Annotated in this window: 18 protein-coding genes; 12 read left to right on the plus strand and 6 right to left on the minus strand. The window is 45.5% G+C overall.

The features are described 5' to 3' along the window. Positions 1–119: 119 nt before the first annotated feature. Both B4240_RS08270 and ccmA read right to left on the minus strand, forming a co-directional pair. Complete coding sequence (locus B4240_RS08270; RefSeq protein WP_296238224.1) at positions 120–857, minus strand: heme exporter protein CcmB; 738 nt, start codon at positions 855–857, stop codon at positions 120–122. 61 nt (positions 858–918) lie between these two features. Further along, positions 919–1,548, minus strand: a complete 630-nt coding sequence (gene ccmA, locus B4240_RS08275) for a heme ABC exporter ATP-binding protein CcmA (protein ID WP_296238225.1) — start codon at positions 1,546–1,548, stop codon at positions 919–921. Between the two features lie 133 nt (positions 1,549–1,681). Here ccmA and B4240_RS08280 point away from each other — a divergent pair, with 133 nt between their 5' ends. The 4 genes from B4240_RS08280 (at position 1,682) to B4240_RS08295 (ending at position 5,117) form a co-directional block, all read left to right on the plus strand. Then, positions 1,682–2,734, plus strand: a complete 1,053-nt coding sequence (locus tag B4240_RS08280) for a hypothetical protein (RefSeq protein ID WP_296238227.1) — start codon at positions 1,682–1,684, stop codon at positions 2,732–2,734. Between the two features lie 64 nt (positions 2,735–2,798). Further along, positions 2,799–3,719 carry a YbjN domain-containing protein gene (locus tag B4240_RS08285; protein WP_296238228.1) on the plus strand — a complete coding sequence of 307 codons (921 nt, stop codon included), beginning with the start codon at positions 2,799–2,801 and terminating at the stop codon, positions 3,717–3,719. Between the two features lie 217 nt (positions 3,720–3,936). Next, positions 3,937–4,854 carry a histone deacetylase family protein gene (locus B4240_RS08290; protein WP_296238285.1) on the plus strand — a complete coding sequence of 306 codons (918 nt, stop codon included), beginning with the start codon at positions 3,937–3,939 and terminating at the stop codon, positions 4,852–4,854. Between the two features lie 56 nt (positions 4,855–4,910). Then, a complete protein-coding gene (locus B4240_RS08295) occupies positions 4,911–5,117 on the plus strand; it encodes a DUF2905 domain-containing protein (protein ID WP_296238229.1) in 207 nt (68 codons plus the stop codon). A gap of 19 nt (positions 5,118–5,136) precedes the next feature. On the opposite strand, the gene B4240_RS08300 is transcribed toward B4240_RS08295, so the two are convergent. Together B4240_RS08300 and coaBC are read right to left on the minus strand one after the other, a co-directional pair. Continuing rightward, positions 5,137–5,922, minus strand: coding sequence for a sulfite exporter TauE/SafE family protein (locus B4240_RS08300; RefSeq protein ID WP_296238230.1), 786 nt, complete (start codon positions 5,920–5,922; stop codon positions 5,137–5,139). Between the two features lie 61 nt (positions 5,923–5,983). Beyond that, on the minus strand, positions 5,984–7,357 hold the full coding sequence (coaBC, locus tag B4240_RS08305; protein ID WP_296238232.1) for a bifunctional phosphopantothenoylcysteine decarboxylase/phosphopantothenate--cysteine ligase CoaBC: 1,374 nt from the start codon (positions 7,355–7,357) through the stop codon (positions 5,984–5,986). 146 nt (positions 7,358–7,503) lie between these two features. Between coaBC and radC the strand changes: the two genes are divergently transcribed. The 3 genes from radC to B4240_RS08320 all read left to right on the plus strand — a co-directional run bounded on the left by radC (position 7,504) and on the right by B4240_RS08320 (position 13,411). After that, positions 7,504–8,187, plus strand: a complete 684-nt coding sequence (gene radC / locus B4240_RS08310) for a RadC family protein (protein WP_296238234.1) — start codon at positions 7,504–7,506, stop codon at positions 8,185–8,187. Positions 8,188–8,672: 485 nt separating this feature from the next. Next, complete coding sequence (locus tag B4240_RS08315; RefSeq protein ID WP_296238236.1) at positions 8,673–11,597, plus strand: acyl-CoA dehydrogenase; 2,925 nt, start codon at positions 8,673–8,675, stop codon at positions 11,595–11,597. A 440-nt stretch (positions 11,598–12,037) separates the two neighbouring features. Beyond that, complete coding sequence (locus B4240_RS08320; RefSeq protein WP_296238238.1) at positions 12,038–13,411, plus strand: dicarboxylate/amino acid:cation symporter; 1,374 nt, start codon at positions 12,038–12,040, stop codon at positions 13,409–13,411. A gap of 268 nt (positions 13,412–13,679) precedes the next feature. On the opposite strand, the gene B4240_RS08325 is transcribed toward B4240_RS08320, so the two are convergent. Beyond that, on the minus strand, positions 13,680–14,435 hold the full coding sequence (locus B4240_RS08325; protein WP_296238240.1) for a TSUP family transporter: 756 nt from the start codon (positions 14,433–14,435) through the stop codon (positions 13,680–13,682). A gap of 437 nt (positions 14,436–14,872) precedes the next feature. On the opposite strand from B4240_RS08325, the gene nhaA reads away from it, so the two are divergent. Further along, a complete protein-coding gene (gene nhaA, locus B4240_RS08330) occupies positions 14,873–16,075 on the plus strand; it encodes a Na+/H+ antiporter NhaA (RefSeq protein WP_296238241.1) in 1,203 nt (400 codons plus the stop codon). A 94-nt stretch (positions 16,076–16,169) separates the two neighbouring features. Beyond that, positions 16,170–17,552, plus strand: a complete 1,383-nt coding sequence (locus B4240_RS08335) for an oxygenase MpaB family protein (RefSeq protein WP_296238243.1) — start codon at positions 16,170–16,172, stop codon at positions 17,550–17,552. A 264-nt stretch (positions 17,553–17,816) separates the two neighbouring features. Here the strand turns inward: B4240_RS08335 and B4240_RS08340 are convergent, their stop codons facing one another. Continuing rightward, a complete protein-coding gene (locus B4240_RS08340; protein WP_296238244.1) occupies positions 17,817–18,554 on the minus strand; it encodes an NUDIX hydrolase in 738 nt (245 codons plus the stop codon). Positions 18,555–18,782: 228 nt separating this feature from the next. On the opposite strand from B4240_RS08340, the gene B4240_RS08345 reads away from it, so the two are divergent. The 3 genes from B4240_RS08345 to B4240_RS08355 all read left to right on the plus strand — a co-directional run bounded on the left by B4240_RS08345 (position 18,783) and on the right by B4240_RS08355 (position 21,693). Beyond that, positions 18,783–19,298 carry an HPP family protein gene (locus B4240_RS08345; RefSeq protein ID WP_296238246.1) on the plus strand — a complete coding sequence of 172 codons (516 nt, stop codon included), beginning with the start codon at positions 18,783–18,785 and terminating at the stop codon, positions 19,296–19,298. Between the two features lie 365 nt (positions 19,299–19,663). Beyond that, positions 19,664–20,227 carry an NUDIX hydrolase gene (locus tag B4240_RS08350; RefSeq protein WP_296238248.1) on the plus strand — a complete coding sequence of 188 codons (564 nt, stop codon included), beginning with the start codon at positions 19,664–19,666 and terminating at the stop codon, positions 20,225–20,227. 143 nt (positions 20,228–20,370) lie between these two features. After that, positions 20,371–21,693 carry a serine hydrolase domain-containing protein gene (locus B4240_RS08355; protein WP_296238250.1) on the plus strand — a complete coding sequence of 441 codons (1,323 nt, stop codon included), beginning with the start codon at positions 20,371–20,373 and terminating at the stop codon, positions 21,691–21,693. Positions 21,694–21,719: the final 26 nt, after the last annotated feature.

Raw genomic sequence — 21,719 nt, forward strand, 5'->3', positions numbered from 1 at the left:
ATAGAATCTACACGTGACTGTTTGTTGCATAGCCTATTATAGCAAAGTTGCCAGTTTTCACCATGCTGTTAATATAAAGGGCTTAATAAGAAAAAAGAATGACACGCCAGCACAGATTTTTAATTAAGCCATGCCATTTTTAACGTCAGAGCAATCACCCATGGCATCACCAGTACCGAAATAATACTACCTGCCAATAATAACGCTAAAATCGGCAAACCATTAAGACCAGTGGCAAATAAATCAACTGCGCCCGTGGCAAAAATCAATACCGGTAATTGCATCGGTAAGGCAATCAAGGGCACTAGCACGGCGCCATTTTTGAGCGATAACGTCAAACTACTGGCGACCGCTGATAGCATGAGTAGCATGGGACTACCAGTGACAATAGAGGCTAGCAATATCCACGCCTCAAACCAGCTAAGCTGAAATAACGGCACGGCAAGTAAACTTAGTACCGCCACGATACCACTACTAAAAATCCAATGAATCACCAAACGAATCAGTACCCACAATGGTAGCGAGGCTTTAGCAACGACCAATTGCGCAAGCGTACCATTATCAAGGGCAGGCTTAAACAAACCATCGACGCCCATCACCAATGATAATAAAGCGGCAATCCACACCGCCGACACCCCGAGGCGCTGCAATAAAGCAGGCTCACTGCCAACCGCTAGCGGAAACAAGGTGATAATCACTAAAAACAGCACCAAGGGATATAACCATTGCACGGCGCCCTGCTGCTTGACCTGCCATTCACGGCGCCAGAGCTGTAAAAAACTGATACCGCGGGCAGCAGATACGCTAGCGTTTGAGCTTGTATTTACGGTTTGTACAGGACTGTCTTTGTCTATCATTTATTTGCTCTTCCACTAATGCTTGTCGCGCTTACATTGCTGATCACGTTTACGTTGATATTTAAACCATATAATCGGACAAATCGAGCACTTGATTGGCAACGCCAACGGCTTGGTGACTGGTCATTAATATGGCGCCACCAGCCGTAGCAAATTCGCCCAACCTGTCTTCCATGCGCGCCACCATATCGACATCAAGCGCGGTAAATGGCTCATCAAGCAGCCATAAAGGCGTGACAGCAGGCGTCAGTAAATAAAGCCGCGCGAGGGTAATGCGCCGCGTTTGCCCAGCAGATAAATGGCTTGAGCTGATGGTTTCAAAGCCTTGTAACCCCACCCATGTGAGGGCGTCATTAATATCGGTATTACTTGGGCTAATGCCATATAAATTGAGCAAAAAGGTAAGATTTTGCGCGACAGTTAGGTTTGGATGAATGCCCAACTGGTGCGACACGTATAACGGCTGCACGGGTAAACCTGCGTGTCCTTGATAACGAACCTCGCCGCTTAGTACTGGCAATAACCCAGCGAGCTGCATCAGTAGCGTGGTTTTGCCCGTGCCATTGGCACCGACCAAATGGCAGATGCTACCTGCAGGCAGATTGAGCGTCACGCCTTCACATAAAGGAATTTCACCGCGCTGAACCGTCAGCTCATCAAGCGCAAGTAGGGCTGTATTTAGAGCCGTCATCCAAACCTCTCATTATTTATTAAGCAGCAGGCAATATTCATCACAAACACAGATGAGGTTCGTGGCATAATACTTTATGCTTACCACAACCACACAGTATAACAAATTGTCGATTATTATGACCTCAAAACCTATGCAGACTTCAAAAGATAGCCAAAGTGCAAATACTCACAGTGCTACGAGTACAACCCTAACCCTAGACCGCTTAATCGAGGCGCAAGTTGCCTTTATGCAGCAATGGTTGCACTCGCAAGCACAGCCACTATCGATGCAGGCTTGGCAATGGTTTGGCGAGCAGCCGCTGAGTAAATATGTCCGTAGCGACGATTTGCAGCATCTTATTAATGATTGGCTCCTTAAACAGCCGCTAAGCGAGGTGGTACGCCGCGATATGCGCGATATTTTGCATAGCATTATTTATCATCCCGCTAATGACAATGTGCCTTTATCGGAGTTGGTCGATGACACGCAAGTTGAGATGCTAGCCAGCTATGTTGGCAGTCATAAAGAGCAGCGTAATATCTTGGTGCATACGCTCGTCGGCAATGAAACCTTTGCTGATTTATTGACGCAGACGCTGTATCACGCCATCAATGATTTTATGGAAACCACGCTAGATAAAGCTGGCGCCGCTGGTAAACTGATGAAGTTTGGGCGCAGCTCGTTTGAAAAGGCGACCAATCGCAATCTTGATGAAAAGCTGCAAACGTATCTGCATCGCAATATTAAAGATTTAACGCGCCGAGCCGAAGCCAACGCCCAAGCGCATTTATCCAATGAAGAAGTTGCGCGCTTACTGGTAGCGGGCTGGGCACGTATCAAAGAAAAGCCGATTAGCGAAATCCAGTCCTATTTGCGTGATGAGCCAAACGATAGCAGTATTGCGCATATTGAAGCCAGCATCCAGCAAAGCTATAACCGCTTGCGTTTATCCCCGTATCTGCACAGCCTTGTGGCAGCGGGCGTCGATACTTGGTATACCAACCATCAAGACGATAGCATTGCCAGTATCGCCGCAAGCTTACACATCGATGAGCAAGCGATGACGCAACTGAGTGCTGCCCTGCTACCTATTATCACTGACACCCTTGAAAGCTCGTGGGTGACAGCGCATATAACAGAGATGCTGCAAGCGTTTTATGCCCAGCCGAGTATCAAAGCAGGCTTGGTATTTAGCGATAATTAATCTGCTATTTTAGCTCATGATTTAGTTTTTTCATGTCCACCTTTTATGAGTCAGCCCACCACCTATGAGCCACTCTTCTAAATTCAGCTTATGGCAAAAAATCAAACAGCTGCTCAATATGTCAGCTGAACCCGCTGCTATGGATGAGATTAAGACGGCTGAAGATTTGAACTTAGACGCAGATTTGGATTTAACAGCAAAAAATAATAACGCTCGCCCCTCACAAGATGAGGCAGCTAGTATAAATGCTCATCCTAAAGATAGTGATGGCATTGATGATAATGATCATGATAATAAGGACAACAATAATAATGGTGTCGATGACGTTCTTTATAACAGCCTTAGTAGTAACCTTGATAGTCGGCTAGATGGTAGCGCTGATACTGATACTGACGCTTATTTTGATAATGATATTGACAGTATGACAAAGCAAAATGAGTTGAATGACACGCCCATTGTCAATTATTTAAAGCAGTATTTTGACGAGCAACAGTGGCACTACAACCATTATCGGCCCAAAACGAATGGCGATAGTAATGACAGCCAGCAATCACACCATTTGTCTTTAAGAATGCGCCATAGAAATCTTGAATGCGGCTATCTGTTTCGCGTGCAAGAGCATAATCACTTATTAGCGCTCTATGGCATTTTGCCGTTTTTGATACCCGAAAGCCATCAAAGCGCTGCCATGCTACTGATTACCCAAATCAATTACGATATGCTGATTGGCAATCTTGAGATGGATATCAATGACGGCGAGATACGCTACAAAAACGCCATCGATGTTGAAGCGGTTGGCTTGGATGACAGTATTATTGAGCATTTATTACAAAGCGTGATTGCGATGACTACGGTTAGTTATGAAATATTTAGTGACTTGGTCAACAATCAAGACCCTGCGGTAGAACTGCAGGAGCTATTGATAGCGCTACGTCAGCAAGAGGATGCGCGAACCTTTTTCTTACCAACACAATTTGTTCAATAATTAATTGGGCAAAATATAATCGGTACTAAATAAAAATAGATACATGTCTTAAATACGCAAGACTGGTATCTCTTCTATAAAAACCTAACTATATCTATCCACCGCTTTTACAATTTCTCACCAATAGCCTACTTTCAAGACGCTTAAACCTATCTATCCTTTTACCCCTAAATCTCTTTTTAAAAAGATATCCTTTAATACTATGCTAAAAAATACCATGCTAAAAATTGCTTATTCTGATATTTTTCGTTATTCCGTACCCGAAAAACACCGCTTTCCCATGCAAAAATACACCATGATTCCTGAGCGCTTATTGGCGGAAGGAACGATAAGCGCCGATAATTTTTTTGCGCCAAAACGTCTGAGCGAAGAGGAGATTTTAACCACCCATACAGCTAACTATTGGCAGCAGCTTAAAACCCAAACCTTACCACGTAAAGAAGCGCGCGCCATTGGTTTTGAGATGACGCCAAAGCTGGTAGAGCGCGGTCGTTATATTGCCCATGCCACTTATGAATGTGCGTTATATGCGCAGCAATATGGCGTGGCGATGAATGTCGCGGGCGGCACTCATCATGCTTTCGCCGATCATGGTGAAGGCTTTTGCGTTTTTAATGATGTTTGTATCGCCAGCAACTTATTATTAAATCGCGGCCAAGCGCAGCGGATCTTAATAGTGGATTTAGACGTCCATCAAGGTAATGGCAATGCTAGCATCATGGCCGATGAGCCGCGCGTTTTTGTCTTTAGTATGCATGGCGCAAAAAATTATCCCTTTCGCAAACAACTATCAGACTTAGATATCGAGCTGGATAATGATACGGGTGATGCAGAGTATTTACAGATACTAGAAGATACACTGCCGCACTTAATCAATGAATTTGCGCCAGATATGATATTTTATCAATCTGCGGTCGATGTGCTAGCCACCGATAAATTGGGCAAACTTAGTCTGACGCTAGAGGGCTGTAAGGCGCGTGATGCGTTTGTCCTGCAACAAGCCAAAGCCGCCAATATTCCGGTCGCTATCGTCATGGGCGGCGGCTATTCAGAGGATATCGAAGATGTGGTTGAGGCACACTGCAATACGTTTCGCTTAGCGCAGCAGATATTTTTTGCTGAATTGACTGAGTAATGGGCAGCGCAATAAACGATGAGAAAAATAACGTTGTGAGGTTAATAAGAATTTAAATGGCAAAACTATTGATAGGATTAGGCATTTTGCTGGTTATTATTGGCATTATTTGGCTGCTATTTCCAAATGCATTTTCGTGGCTCGGCAATATGCCAGGCGATATCAAACACACCTCAGGCAATACGCGGATTTACTTTCCAGTAGTCACCATGATAATCATCAGTGTCGTTGCCACCATACTGTTAAATTTGTTTAATCGGTAGATTTATTTAATCGTTAAAGTTATAGAAGCGCTGTGATACCCTGCCAGCCAACGCGAATACCAAGCACGGTGAGAATTAACAAGATAAGCTGACGAAAGCGGGCTTGCGGCAAGTAGCGACGTAAACGAATGCCAACTAACAGCGCGGCAATAGACAATCCACACAGTATCGCAATCAGCTGCCACTCGCCACTACTGAGTGCCATGATAGGCTCGCGCAAGACAATGATTTGCGCAAGCTTACCCAAGAAATAACACATATTGCCGACTTTGGCGATGGTGTTTTTATCGTCACTGGCGGACAACAAATACATCATCAGTATGGTCGACATGGCATTGGTCGCGCCGCCAATAATGCCAGCACTAAAACCAACGATAATCAGCACGGACTTGGTATTAGGCAAACGAATTTGCTTACCGAGCAAGGAGCTGCTGACATAAAAACCAATAACCGCCGCCAACACCAGTAAAATATAAGCGCTATCGATCCATAACAATAGCTTGGCGCCAAGCATGCTACCGAGCAGGCTGGTTAAGGCTAATAGCCAGTAGCGCCTGCCATAATAGATAAAGTTTTGCCAAATGCTGCGTCCGCCGCCTGCCAGCCAAGTCATGGCATTGAGCAGTAACGACGGAAAAATCACCAAAACAATCGCATGTGGTAATGGATAAATACTGGCAAGCGCGGTGGTGGTCACCAACGTCACACCCAGCCCGCTAATACCATGTAGCAGTGATGCCAGCGCAAATATCGCCAGTAGCAATAACGTTTGGGTACTGTCGTCGCTAGCCATCAGATTTGTCATCAATCTTTAAAGCCTAACAACTGTATTGACGATATGGAAAACCGCATAATCAGGCCGTGTCTTATGCATTGTGACGCTGCCAAACTGCCTCACCAATTAGCGCAACCAGCTGCGCGGCAATCTCATCTTTGCTGGCTTTTTTAAGCGTGACGCTATCGTGTTCATAGCGCTCGGAGAAAAACACCTGCATGGCATTATCATCACTGGCAAAACCTATATCTGCGCGTGAGACGTCGTTACAGGCAATCAAATCTAGGTCTTTAGATAGCAGTTTGCCGCGGGCATAACGCTCGACATCTTGCGTTTCTGCTGCAAAGCCAACGACAAACAATTCTGGATGGGCAAGCGATATCGTTGCTAAAATATCAGGGTTTTTAACCAAGTTTAGCGTCATCGCCTCTTGGGTTTTTTTGATTTTTTGCGGCGCGGCATCAAGGGTTCGATAGTCAGCGACCGCGGCAGTGGCGATAAAAATATCAGCAACTTTTACGCTACTAGTATTTTCATTTTTAGCATGTTCATGTTGATGCTCTGCACCGCAATCACAGTCGTCATGATGATGTTCATGGTCGTGCATATGATCGTGAGAATGGGAATGATATTCTTCAGGCATAGATTGCAGCGCACGATGCGTGCCATCCACGCACTGCTGCGCCGCTAATAGCATGTCCTGAGCCGATAATACATCAATGCGCGTGACATTAAGCGGGGTTGGCAGTGCCACTTTGCCACCAGCTATCAAAATAACGTCAGCACCAGCGGCCACACAGGCTCGCGCTAAGGCAAAGCCCATTTTGCCAGTAGAGTGGTTGGATAAATAGCGCACCGGATCAATGGCTTCAACGGTTGGTCCTGCCGTAATTACCACCCTTTTGCCTACCAAAAGCTGCGGCGTGGTTTGCATGACCGTAAACAACTGCACTTCCGCCAAAAGCGCTTCCGGCTCAGGCAAGCGCCCTGCGCCCACATCTCCGCACGCCTGCTCGCCGCTTGCAGGCGCAATAATTTGATAATTCATATCGCGCAGGGTTTGCACATTGAGATTTACCGCCGGATGCGCCCACATTTGCTGATTCATCGCGGGCGCAACGATAACGGGCGCGGTCGTTGCCAAGCAAACAGTGGTCAATAAATCATCTGCCATGCCCATCGCCAACCGCGCTAAGGTATTGGCTGAAGCGGGAGCAATGACGATCAAGTCTGCCCATTTAGCAAGCTCGATATGCCCCATACCCGCTTCTGCTTGCTCATCAAGTAATGAGATATGTACCTCATTGCCCGTCAAGGCTTGTAAGGTCAGCGGCGTGATAAAGGCTTGGGCGCCAGTCGTCATAATGACGCGCACATCAAAGCCCGCCTTGACCAATAGACGGGCAAAAATAGCAGATTTATAAGCGGCAATACCGCCAGTGATAGCAAGCACAATATTTGACATAAGCGTGGCATCAGTAAAAAATTGAAAGATAAAAATTGCGCTTATAGTAACAATTATGCGATAAGTTAGGGAAAGTTTTGTGAATTTATCTTGTTTCCTTTATTTACCTTATGTATTGCGCAGCAATCCCTTTTTAAGGAGTGACAATGGCGATTAAAGACTGGCACGAAGATGACAGGCCACGTGAAAAGCTGCTGAAATTTGGTGCCGCGCACTTATCGGACGCCGAAATTTTAGCGATATTTTTACGCACAGGCACCCAGTCGCAGTCCGCTATCGAGCTTGCGCGTCATTTAATAGCTCAATTTGGCAGCCTTGCAGAACTCTTAGCCGCGCCAAAAGAAACGGTTCTTGCTTGTCATGGTATGGGCCCTGCTAAGTACGCGCAGATTTTGGCATCGCTTGAGATGGGCAAGCGCTATTTAGACAGTCAGCTTAAGGTGGGTCACAGCCTTAATCGCTCGCAAATGGTCAAAGTCTATATCAGCACCCAACTGCGCGGTGAGCCTCGTGAAGTTTTTGCCGTGCTGTGTTTAGACAACGCGCTAAATTTAATCAATTTTGAGATATTATTTACAGGCGGTATTTCTTCTTGCTCGGTTTGCATCAAGCACGTGTTGCGCCATGCTTTGAGCCACGCTGCTACCCAGCTTATCGTCGCCCACAATCACCCTCATACTGACGCCACCCCGTCAACAGCAGATAATTTATTAACCTATGAGCTAAAAAAAGCCTGTGATTTAATAGACTTATCACTCATTGACCATATCATTGTTGGACGCAATGAAACCCTATCGTACGCTGAAAGCTGCCTAGCGCCTTTTGGCTAAGTACTTAGAGCTCAGTGCTTGGAGCTAAGTACTTGGAGCTAAGTACTTGGAGCTAAGTACTTGGAGCTAAGTACTTGGAGCTCAGTGCTTAGAGCTCAAAACAGTTGTTACAGTTTCTGCTTTTAAATGCCATTTCAATGTCGTCGTCAAAGCTTGATACATATTATCGACATAGCGTAGCATTTTGGCTCTTGATAGTTATAAACAACTGTTTCATATTAGGAGCTTCCTTTATTTTTGCGCTACCTGCTATTGCTGCAATAGCTTTAGCACAGCAATTACTGATAGATATGGATAGCTTTAGCATGCTGAAATTTCAATAAATAAATAAAATCAAACACAGATACCCATTTTGTTGCATAAATCAGCTTGCCCTATAAACACCAATGCTGGAACAATAAAATAACAATTATTAATGTTGTTCCCTTTTTTTCATTCACTTAAGTTTTTACGCTTGGGCATTCAGCGTTATCAAGGAGACAGTCATGGCCATCGGCTTTTTTATTTTGGCAATAATCATTCAGTTAGCCATGGTCTTAGCCATCTTTTTATTATCCTTATCGCGTGTCACGGGTAGTATTGTCGCTTTAGTTACCGTCCTTGTCACCGCCTTTATCAGTCCATGGTCGCTCATTTTGGGCGTACCAATCGCGCTACTGTGCTTGGTCTTACTATTTGCCCCGCTGCGTCAGTCCTTGATTACCAAACCTGTTTATAAAGCCTTGGGCGGCGCCATGCCGAGCATGAGTGATACCGAGCGCGAAGCCCTTGATGCGGGTACCAGCTGGTGGGAAAAAGAGCTGTTTATGGGCGCGCCAAACTGGGATACCTTTGCCAAATATCCTTACCCTGAATTGTCAGAAGAAGAACAAAGCTTTATTGATAATGAAGTCGAAACGCTGTGTGCCATGCTTGATGAGTGGAAAATCCACCATGAAGATCAAGAGCTGTCACCAGAGGCGTGGCGCTTCATCAAAGACAACGGCTTTTTGGGCTTGATCATTCCAAAAGAATACGGCGGACTGGAGTTTAGCTCGTATGCGCAAAGCCGCGTGATGAGTAAGATTGCCTCGCGCTCACCGACCGCAGCTGTCAGCTGTATGGTGCCAAACTCGCTTGGCCCTGGTGAGCTGCTGATGCATTACGGTACCGATGCGCAAAAGCAGCGCTGGTTACCGGGACTTGCCAAAGGCGATGAAATCCCTTGCTTTGGTTTGACCGGTCCTGAAGCGGGCTCTGATGCCGGCGCGATTCCTGATACGGGCGTGGTTTGCTATGGTACGCACGAAGGCGAGCAAGTACTTGGTCTGCGGATGAATTTCTCTAAACGCTGGATTACTCTAGCACCTATCGCCACCGTCGTTGGTTTAGCGTTTAAAATGTATGACCCAGAAGGTCTGCTTGGCGATCCTAAAAAGACCGATTATGGTATTACCTGTGCGCTGGTGCCAGCCAGCCACGAAGGCGTCATTACGGGTCCGCGGCATAACCCAGTTGGCTCGCCCTTTATGAATGGGACGGTCGATGGTACCGACGTCTTTATTCCGCTCGATTATATTATCGGCGGTGTTGAAAACGCGGGTCGCGGCTGGCGTATGCTGATGGAGTGTTTGGGTGTGGGCCGTGGTATCTCGCTACCTGCCCTCTCAACGTCTGCCAGTGAAGTCAGCTACTTGACGGTTGGCGCGTTTGCAAAGGTGCGTGAACAGTTTAAAATCTCTGTCGGAAAGTTTGAAGGCGTACAAGACGCCACGAGCCGTATTGCAAGCAGTACCTATATGTTAGAGGCGTTTCGTCATCTGGTTACCTGTGGCCTAAACCAAGGTGGGACGCCATCGGTCATGACAGCGATGGCAAAATATTATGCCACCGAAACCATGCGCGTCGTCATCAACGATGGTATGGATATCGTCGGCGGTCGCGCGATACAAATGGGTCCGCGCAACTTTTTAGCGATTCCTTATCAAGCAATCCCTGTCTCCATCACCGTTGAAGGTGCCAATATTTTAACGCGCTCGCTGATGATTTTTGGTCAAGGGGCGATGCGTTGCCACCCTTATCTATTTGATGAGCTACAACTGCTGCAAAGTGAAGATAAAGAAGGCGCGCTTAAAGAGTTTGACAATTTATTCTTTAAACATTTGGGTTATACCTTTAATCGCGGCGCCAAAGCCTTTGTCGCAGGTTATGTCGGCGGCAGCAATCATACGCCAAACTTTGCCGATAGCTTTACCCGCTCCTATTATAAAAATATTAACCGCTTAAGCGCAGGCTTTGCTCTAACCGCTGATATGGCGTTAGGCTTACTGGCTGGTGATTTAAAACGTAAAGAGATGCTCTCTGGGCGTTTAGCAGATATTCACGCCCATTTGTTTATCTGTACAGCGATTTTACAATTTTATGAATACGGCTCTAAATCAGAAGCCGAGCGCTTACATGCAGAAGTGGCGCTAAAAAGTAGCCTATATACCATTCAAGAAGCCTTTTTATCTTTCTTTGCCAACTTCCCAAATCGCATGGCGGCAAGTCTGGTCAGCTTTGTGACTTTCCCGAGTGGTCGTATTTTTGCGCCTGTAAGCGATGAGCTCAAACGCAAATTGGGCGATACCTTTATGGATGACTTTGAAGCCAATCCATTCCGCGATTACCTTAAAACCATGGTCTACTATACCACTGAGCCAGATGACGTTAACGGCCGCATGGAAAACGCTTATCAAACCCTGCTTGAAGTGGAGCCTTTATGGCAGAAGTTTAAAAAGGCCGAACATAAAGACCATTTTGAAGGTCTGACCTTTGAAGATCACGTGGTATATGCCAGTCAAAATGGCGATATTACCGAAGCAGAGGCTGAGCAGCTGATTAGCTATAATGCTGTGCGCTTTGATTCGTTATTAACCGACATTTTTGATAAGCATTTATCTCAAGTGCAGCCACGTGATAATCCGCACAGTTTAGAAAATGCGATACATAAATTGACCGACTATGCACAGTTAAAAAATGCAGCGCAAGCAAGAAATGGCGTTGCTACAGATAAGCCTGCGCAGATGGCTGATACCGCCGCGCCCGCGAGTCAAGAACCGACGGGCGATGACAATCCCGACCACGGTTATGAAAGTGATGGCGATGTCAAAATGGTCAGCGAACAAGACACAGTCAAAGAAGCGCGCGATCAGGCTGATTTTAAGGATGCAAATCCCGACGCAGAAGCGCTTGACCCGCGTCGCCGTGATGCAGAAAACCATCTAAACGAGCGCATGAGCTATAATCATCGCCTTGATAAAACCGCGCCTGATGCCGATATAGCTGAAGCTGACGCCCATAAAGCTGTGACGGACAATGCGGTAGAAGAAACTGAGCATCAGACTGAATGGCAAGATGGTTTACGCCGTGATGAAAATGATAAGATGTAAAAAGGTTTAAACTAATAGCTGCTTAAGACCAACGCTTTATAAGTCGCTAAAAACCGTCATTTCTCATAGTTATTTTTCATTTAAGCGAGATTATCCAATACCGATAATCTCGCTTTTTTATACCTGTCACTTTTGTATATAACAACGCTGTTACGCGCCAATTTGCGTAAAAGTCCCTTATCTTATTCAATTTAATCCAAATTTTTTTGCCAGCAAATAAACCTAGAATACCGTAAATTTAACTTTTTACATTCTCTAAGTCATAAATATTTCTTGCAGTATGCCCAACAATTCTTTTATATTGTCCCCAAAATCTGACTTCAAAGACAGATAACCAATTTTTAGACGTAATAAAAGCAGGCGTAAAAACGATCAAAACCCTTATGCGGCGTAAGATTCGTATTTATGACTGTGCGTTACGGCAACCAAGGATAGTAGTTATGTGGAAGAATATGGGACTGACGGGCAAGATTATTGTTGCCATGGTGCTGGGTATCATACTGGGTTTATTTATAAACTATACGGGATTGAACGCCGAAGGTAGCTTTGTTAATACCTATATAAACAATGGTCTTTTTGCCATTATTGGTAAGTTGTTTGTAAATTCGCTAAAAATGCTCGTGGTACCGCTGGTATTGATTTCGCTGATTTGTGGGGTTTGCGGCATTGGTGATATACGCCTACTGGGCCGTATCGGTACCAAAACCTTTTTCATCTATATGATGACAACGGCACTGGCGATTGCAACCGCGATTGGCCTTGGTGTGCTATTTGGTATCGGTAAGGGTATGGATATCGAGACAGAAGCGGCCTTTGAGGCGCAATCAGCGCCGCCATTGCTCGATGTATTCTCCAATATTATCCCCTCTAACCCCATCAGTGCGATGGCAAATGGCGATATGTTATCGATTATTTTCTTTGCTATCTTAATCGGTATCAGTATCTTGATGGTGGGTAAGCCTGCTAAAGGCTTGGTGCAAAGCTTAGAGCTTATCAATGAAGTCATCTTAAAGATGGTGACCATCATTATGAACCTTGCCCCTTATGGTGTTTTTGCGCTGTTAGCCAAAGCCATGTCGGAGCTTGGTTTAGACCTTATTTGGTCACTACTCGGTTATGTCGTGGTATTGATTGGCTCGCTTGCCTTCCACTTCTTTGTGACCATGATGATTGTCTTAAAGCTAACGTCAGGCTTATCGGTGCGCACCTTTTTAGTAAAAATGCGCGAAGTACAGATTTTTGCGTTTAGTACGTCAAGCTCGAACGCTACGATTCCGATTACGCTGCGTACGGTTACTAAACGTATGGGCGTCGATAACTCGGTTGCCTCGTTTACTGTACCTTTTGGTGCCACCATCAATATGGATGGTACGGCTATCATGCAAGGGACGGCAACCATTTTTATTGCCAATATCTATGGTATTGATTTGGGCATCACTGAGTATCTGACTGTCATTTTGATGTCGGTACTTGCCTCTGTCGGTACGGCAGGCGTTCCAGGTGTCGGCCTCATCATGCTCTCAATGGTATTTGCGCAAGTGGGCTTACCTATCGAAGGCATTGGCCTTATCTTAGGGGTTGACCGTATCCTTGATATGTTACGTACCGCTGTCAACGTCAGTGGCGATGCTGCTGTGACCGCCATCGTAGCGAAGTCAGAGGGCAAAATGGACTTGGCAATTTATAACGACCCTAATGCGGGTGCTAAAGAGGTGTTTGACGGTCATATCGATGGAAACAGCGAGCGCGAATTCTCTGAAGTCTTTAGCGATGGCATTATGGGCAGTGAATACGACGACATTAAGCGTGGCTAAATAAAACGTAACTAGCTTTTAATATAAAGTAGCTACTTTTAAGATACAAATAACAAAAAACCTCAGCCAAATGGACTGAGGTTTTTTTCTGCCTTGAGTCAGGTTTTGTAAATGAATATATAAACGAACTAACTTTAAAACGTGACGTTAGCGAAGAAAATGTATGCTAGCCGTAGCGCTTATAGACATGACTATTTTAATTTATACAGTCCATTCCAGCCTCAACACAACTATTAATAACTAGGGTAATCACTAATCAAGATTATCACTAACCGAGCACATATTTGGTCAGCATCGCCAAACAAACCAACACGATCACCGGACGAATAAGTTTACTACCGCCTTTGACCACCATATGCGAGCCAAAATAAGCGCCTATCGTTTGCCCAACCATCATTGCTAGCCCTACTTTCCATAAGACGTTACCGCCTATGATAAAGAAAATGAGCGAGCCAATATTGGTAGATAAATTTAGCACCTTGGCGGCGCCCGTCGCTTCAATAATTTGCCGACCACGCAGCGCCACATTACCTAGCGCAAAAAACATCCCCGTGCCCGGTCCGATATAACCATCATAAAACCCAATCAAGGGCGCCACCACTTTTTGCCACATGCCTTCTGAGATACGCGGCGCCGCTTCAACTTCGCCCAATCTTGGCGCAAATAAGGTATAAATACCAATCGCTGCAATCAAAAACGGAATCAGTTTTTCTAATAAATCCGGCGGTGATAACTGCACGGCAATCGTCCCGATAACAGAACCAAGAAAAGCAGCAATGATTGCAAATTTGATGCTTTTTGGCTTGATGACACCTTTTTTAATCATGGTAATAGATGCAGCTAGCGCGCCTGAAGCTGCTTGTAGCTTGTTGGTGCCCAAGGTTAGCACGGGCGGAATATTGGCGAGCAGCATGGCAGGAATGGTTAATAAACCGCCGCCGCCAGCGATAGCATCGATAAAACCTGCCAGCGCGGCAACCGCCGTCAGCATTAAAATAATCTCGATAGAGAGCGATAAGTCCATGACACTGACCTTGAAAATTTGTAATAAAAAGAAGCAAACTTGAGGGTAAAATTTGTTTAAAGGCGCTCATTATAAAGATAAAACCGTAAAAAAAACCAAAAACCTAGCAAAGTCTGCTAGATTTGTCGTAATAACTTCTTTAGCAGTGTTTCTTTCGACCATTATGTAGTCATAAAAAGCAGTTACCACAAAAGGCAGAAGGCTGTTAAGGAAGCAGCACGCAACTGCTTAACGTATTTAATTGTTTATATGAATAAGTTTATGAGAAACTAGGGTCATCTATCTGCTACGTCATCTTTAACGACAATTGCTGCCTTCATAAGGTTGATGGTTGATGGTCTATCGCTAAACCACATGAACTTAAGCAGGCCAAAGCAGCATAGGTATTTGAAGTTTTTGCATGATTTAGCACGTTTTATTGAGTCAATGAGGATGATATGGCAATACAAAGAATTAGAGCATTTTTTAACCTCGAGGCGTCGGGCGGGATTGTCTTAGCGCTGGCAGCGATCGCGGCAATGATTATTGCCAATAGTCCTCTTAGTACTTGGTATGAATCCTTTATTCACGCGCCCGTTGCCATTCAAATCGGTGGTTTTGCGATTGCAAAAGACGCGCACCATTGGATCAATGACGGTTTGATGGCAGTGTTCTTTTTTTTGGTGGGTCTTGAGCTTAAGCGCGAAGTGCTCATCGGTGAGCTGTCCAACGTTAAGCAAATTATCTTACCAGCTGGCGCGGCATTGGGCGGCATGATTATGCCCGCTATCGTCTACCTGATTTTTAACCATAATGAACCTGAATTTTGGAAAGGTTGGGCCATTCCTGCTGCGACCGATATCGCTTTTGCTCTTGGTATCCTAAGCTTATTGGGCAATCGCGTGCCAAACTCGCTAAAGGTGTTTTTGGTGTCCATTGCTATTTTTGATGATATTGGCGCCATCTTAATCATTGCGTTATTTTATACCAGTGAGTTGTCGCTTAGCTCATTGGCTATCGCGGCTTTGTGTTTGCCATTCTTATATTTGCTCAACCGCCGTAACGTCACCAGCATTACCCCTTACCTGCTCATCGGGGTCATTATGTGGATTGCCGTGCTCAAATCTGGCATTCACGCGACCTTAGCTGGGGTGGTACTGGCGTTATTTATCCCTTTATTTGATCGCACTGATCCTGAACACTCGCCGCTTGAAGAGCTTGAGCACGACTTACAAAACACCGTGTCTTATGGAATTTTGCCACTATTTGCCTTTGCCAACGCGGGCATATCGCTCAAAGGCGCAGGCTTTGCGGAGCTATTTCACTCCGTGCCGCTGGGCATTGCTGCCGGACTCTTTATCGGTAAACAAATGGGCGTCATGATAATGTGCTGGTTAATTTTCAAATTGGGTATTTCTACCATGCCAAAGGGCATGACTTTTAAGCAAATCTACGGCGCAGCCTTACTTTGCGGCGTTGGTTTTACCATGAGCCTGTTTATTGGTGGCCTTGCCTTTGGCGGCGCGACGCCTTTATTTGACGAGCGTTTGGGCATCATTATGGGTTCCATCGTATCGGGTATAGCGGGTTACTTGATGTTAAAAGCCACCTTAAAAGAAGATGTCAACAATACCTCTGTAGACTTAACCCATCATTCATAATAAATGCTTGAGCGATTTTAGCTTTAAAGTTAAGTCGCTTAAAACGCTTAAAATTGGTTAATAAAAGCCTGACGGTATAGAGTGGCTAATAAATATGGATAACATCGATATCACCAAAAAAAACGCTAAAATAAATGGTAGCAGCGCTCGGCAAGATAATAGCTTCCGTCAAGCGCCTGACACTCATCGGACACTTAACGCTTATCAGCGGCATGGTCGTACGACGGCGATTGACGACCATAGTGATTTGCAAGTTTTAAAGCGTATTAAGCGTTATTTATTGCCAAAAGGCTTTGTTATCTCGCAAGATTTGTTAGTGGAGATGGTAGCTGGTTACGATATTAGCGACCCATTAGCGGATGCGTTAGCGGCAGATGGTATACGTTTTGCCAAACCCTTACAGCAATGTATTCTCCATAAAAAAATAGACGATACACTCTTACACAACCCTGCATTTAATGCCTTAACCGAGCAATTTAGTAGCCATCCTACTTGGTTTGATCCCAAACTTGCGCAAATCGGCGCCATCGCTTATCGCCGTTATCCGCTGATGCTGATTTGGCTATTGCGCAATGTCGCACTAATGGCCGGTTATAGCATCCCTGCCCTATCCTTGCCGCTTATCCAAACGGGCGCCTTGATGCACGACGCCCTACCACGTTTGATGCGTACGTATGCCTATATTTTAGCCGTCTCTGAACACCCACAACTAAATTCTAGCTCTTACAATAACCGTCAACCGATTGAGCAGGTATTGGCGATTGGCTCAGAAGGCTGGCGGCAATCCATCCAAGTGCGGCAAATTCATACCCTCGTACGGCAAAATCTGCTTAAAAGTAAAGGCAAAGCTGCTAAGGATGTCATATCCAATGCCGACCAGCACCATCATCCAGATGGCAGTTGGAATACGGACTATTGGGGTATTCCTATCAATCAAACCGATATGATTGCCACCCACCTGCAGTTTTCGTTGTTAATTATGCGCGGGTTACGGCTGCTTGGCGCCCGTATTAGCAGCGAGGAAGCCGAAGGTATCCTGCATCTATGGAACCTTGCCAGTTACTGGATGGGCGTTGACTTACAGCGTCTGCCAAAAGATGAAGCCGCTTGCTGGGAGTGGCTCTACACCTATTTATCGATTCAGCAGTTAGATTTTAAAATGGGCCAGCCACTAGCCAAAGCGCTGCACGATTTACCGCGTCAGCTGATGGGCGAGGACAATCGGCGTGGGCGTTTTGTTGAAATGGTCAATGCCAGTGTGACCCGCACCTTGGTTGGCGATGATATTGGCGATGGGCTGGGGTTACCAAAATCAAAGTTTCGCTTTGGCGTTTTATCCTCGGTGCCGATTCTTTTTGCCCTCGATACCGCGCGCCAGCACAATCAAAGCATGGCAGAGAAATTAGAAGCCTTCCGTGCCAAACGCCAAGACAATATGAACTGGTGGCTAAAGAAAAACGATGACTATTATAAATAAAGATGAGAAATGCAAAATAATAAAAGGAGAAAAACCACTCAAAGTTAATTAAATTTATAACAAATAATACTATGAAATTTTATAAACCATAACTAGAACGCATAAGTCGAATATTTTTAGTAGTAAATAGAATATGTCAAACCATTATCAACGCCGTCTACAATAACTATAATAAATCCGCAAAAGACGCGCTTGGCTTTGACGAGAGAATGGTTCTATTTTAGATTTTAGATATCTTAACCTTTAACCCTAACCGCCTACACGCTAATTACGTGTATCTTGGATGCGGTAATACCACTCAAGCTGCCGATCAAAGCCCGTTTCTAACAAGCTGGCGATAACGCGTCCTGTCAGACCCCATATTGTCTCGCCATCCACTTGCCAGCTGGGTGTCAGGATGGTCGCGGTCTGATTTTGCATCGTATATTCGACTGCATACTCTACGGTAGGCTGCGTCAGCAAGGTTTCAAAATCTGCCCAAAAGATACGTGAGATTTCAGCAAGCTCAGGCACTAGCAATAAATCTGGTGCAATGAGCGCCACAATTGGCCGCACACTCATGCCGCTTTTGGAGGTTTGTATCGGCAGTTGACCAAGTAGCTGGACTTTATTGGGCGGCAATGCGGTCTCCTCGCAGGCTTCACGCAGTGCGGTGACGACATTATTGCCATCGCCAGCTTCATGTTTGCCGCCCGCGCAGGAGACTTCATCAGCATGGCTATTCATATGGGCGGCGCGGCGCGTCAGTAGCAGTTTGGGATGGCGCTCATGGGTGATAGCAACCAACACCGAGGCATCAGCAATCGGCGTCTGATAGAGGCTATCTAATATGCGCTCGCTAAGAGACGTGTTATTAGCATCGTACAGCGCAGGACTGGTGACGGCATTTAAGGTCTCATGCTGCACCCGTTCAGCCAATTGTCTAATGGTGGGATAACGAATAAAGTCTGGTACAGCGACTGCAAGCTCATCGAGATCTACAGACTGTGGGGGGAGTAACATTGTAATTGCCCTATATTTTTATCAGTATAAAACGTTTATTCAATTAAATATCGGTATTAAAAATTAAACGTGCAAAAGTTCCAACGTTAAAGGTGACGACGGGATAAGCAACTTTAAAAAACAACTTTTATAAACGCCTCACCTTAAACATAACTTATTTACTTCAATTTGCTCATTGTTTAACTTGTTGTTCTTTAACTTATCATTTATCTATTTTAGGAAAGGTTCGTGGATAAGATTTTCTCATTAAATAAGATGCAGGGCAAAATCGATGCTTGCCCCCAAAGACTGCCATTGGTCATCATTGCCCTAGCTTGGGTTGGCGGCACCTTTGCGACTGCCATATTGGCGCTCCTAGGCAGTTGGCAGAATGTCGCCATGATTTTGGGCTCATTTGGTGCCAGCTGTTTGCTTATTTTCGCTTATCCAGAGAGCCCCTTTGCCCAGCCTAGAAACATCGTTGGCGGTCATCTTATCACCACTTTTACTGGTCTATCATTTTTGACCTTATTTGGTACCGAGTGGTGGAGCTTATCGCTTGCGGTTGGTACGGCAATTGCGCTGATGTTATTGCTGCGCGTACCGCATCCACCGGCTGGCTCTAACCCATTAATCGTGATGCTTGGCGGCGTCAATTGGCATTTTTTAATCACCCCGACTTTGATAGGCGCGCTGGCCTTAGTAGCCGTTGCCCTCATTTATAACAATATCGGTCGCGGTCGCCATTATCCGCGTTATTGGTAATAACCCTTTTAACACCTTTAAGTTTTTAACATCTGTTATCAGTCTAGCCTAGCGCAATCTGACGACGTCTGCATATACTTTATGTGACCAGTCTGAACTGCTGTCGTTGGTGTCGCCATGAGGCGCATCAATGCCGTTATTTACTCAATTTACAAATCGCAAGCGCAGTAGGAAGCTACTACTTAAAAATGTGTGCTTTTTATTATCATCGCCAGTGTCATGAGAATTTGTGTTATCTTAGGCTTAACCGTTAGGACCACCTCTAACAAGCTAACGTCATACTATGTTGTAAAACAAGAATTATAATTCTTAAAAGTCCGATAACCTTTTCTCCTCTCCCGTTTATATTACATAAGGCAGTTGATATGCGCTATTGTCTACAATGCGGCCATGAAGCAGAACGCAAAATACCAGCCACAGATAATATGCCGCGCTTGGTATGCCCACATTGCGGTTATATTCATTACGAAAACCCAAAGGTCATTTGCGGCTCACTAGTGGTGCATAAAAATAGAGTGCTGCTGTGCCGCCGGGCGATTGAACCGCAATATGGCTTATGGACACTGCCAGCGGGATTTATGGAAAATGGCGAAACCATGGCAGAAGGTGCGGCGAGAGAAAGCTTTGAAGAAGCAGAGGCCGTGGTCACTAACCCGCATTTATATTGCTTATATGACATTCCTGATATCGGGCAAATTTACAGTATCTATATCACTGAGCTAAAAGACGGTGCCTATGGCATTGGTTCAGAAAGTCTGGACTGCGCGTTATTTGCTGAAGAAGACATTCCGTGGGATAAACTTGCTTTTGAAGCGGTGCGCCGTACGTTAAAAAGCTACTTTGCCGACCGCAAACAGTTCGATAACCATGAGGATTTTCCCATTCATCAAGATATGATTGGCAAAGACCAAAGCATCAAACGCTACTAATAAAAGGCGTTTGATGCTAATCTCTTACAAAAGCAGGCACTTACAAAAGCAAGTAGTAAAAACCGCCGTTAACAATTATCCTCAATTCTTATCGACGGTTTTTTTGTCTGACGTCAACTGTAAGATTTATTTACGAGGATGCCATGCTGCCATTGTTACAACGCGCCCTACCCCTACTGCCGCTGACCTTTGCCATGGCTCTCGTTAGTACGCCAAGCCATGCCGACGACGCGCGGTTGACCGCCCAGCAATCAGACCCACAAACCCTTGGCTGGATGCAAGGCTTTCCGCCGGCCAAAGACAAACTCATCGCTCAGCCCTCCTCAGATTTTTTTAGTTTTCCAAAGCTACGCTGGACAGTTTGTCATATCCGCGAGCTAATGCCGACCACTGAGGTCAGTCGCGGTATCGGTGCGCCGTCCAAACTTGATTATGCCTTGGATAAAAACATCGATAATCTCACCTTTACGCCCCTTGGCAGTAAGCGCCCGATGACATGGAAGCAATCGCTGGATGCCAATTATACCGACGGCATCATGGTCATGCATCATGGCAAGGTCGTTTATGAGCGTCAAAACGGCTGCCTGAATGAGCTTGGCAAGCATGCGGCGATGTCGATGACCAAATCATTGACTGGGCTGTTAGCAGAGATTCTCGTTGCTGAAGGTAAGCTCGATGATAACGCATTGGTTGGCGCCATTATTCCAGAATTAAAAAACAGCGGATTTGGAGATGCCACTGTTCGCCAAGTGATGGATATGACCACAGCGCTCGATTATAGCGAAGACTATGCCGACCCTGATGCCGATATCTGGCAGTACTCAGAAGCGGCAAGCCCACTACCCAAACCTGATGACTACACGGGACCTAACGGTTATTTTGAATACCTACAAACGGTTAAGAAAAAAGGTCAACATGGCGCAGAATTTAATTATCGCACCATCAATAGTGACGCGCTTGGCTGGATTATCTCGCGCACGACGGGTAAAGCGGTCGATGATTTGCTCTCAGAGCGTATTTGGCAAAAAATCGGCGCTGAACAAAGTGCTTATATGACCGTTGATGCTAAAGGTACACCGTTTGCTGGTGGCGGTATCAGTGCAGGTTTACACGACATGGCGCGCATTGGTAGCTTAATGCTCAATAAAGGCGAGATAAACGGTCAGCGTTTATTCCCAGCCGCGGTCGTTGATAGCATCGAAGCAGGCGGCGACAAAAAGGTATTTGCCAAAGCGGGTTATGATCAACTTAAAAACGGCAGTTATAAAAGCATGTGGTGGTTGTTTAATAACCCTACGCCCATCTATGCGGCCCGCGGCGTCCATGGACAAACCATCTATGTTGACCCAGCCGCTGATATGGTTATCGTCCGTTTTGCTTCCCACCCCGAAGCCAGTAATGGTAAGAATGACCCTACCTCATTACCCGCTTATAAGGCGCTGGCAAATTATCTCATCAAGAAGTGATTGTCTAAAGGATAAACCTTTCCAAA

It is taken from the genome of Psychrobacter sp. UBA5136 (genome assembly GCF_002414005.1).
In the GTDB taxonomy this organism is placed as follows: Bacteria; Pseudomonadota; Gammaproteobacteria; order Pseudomonadales; family Moraxellaceae; genus Psychrobacter.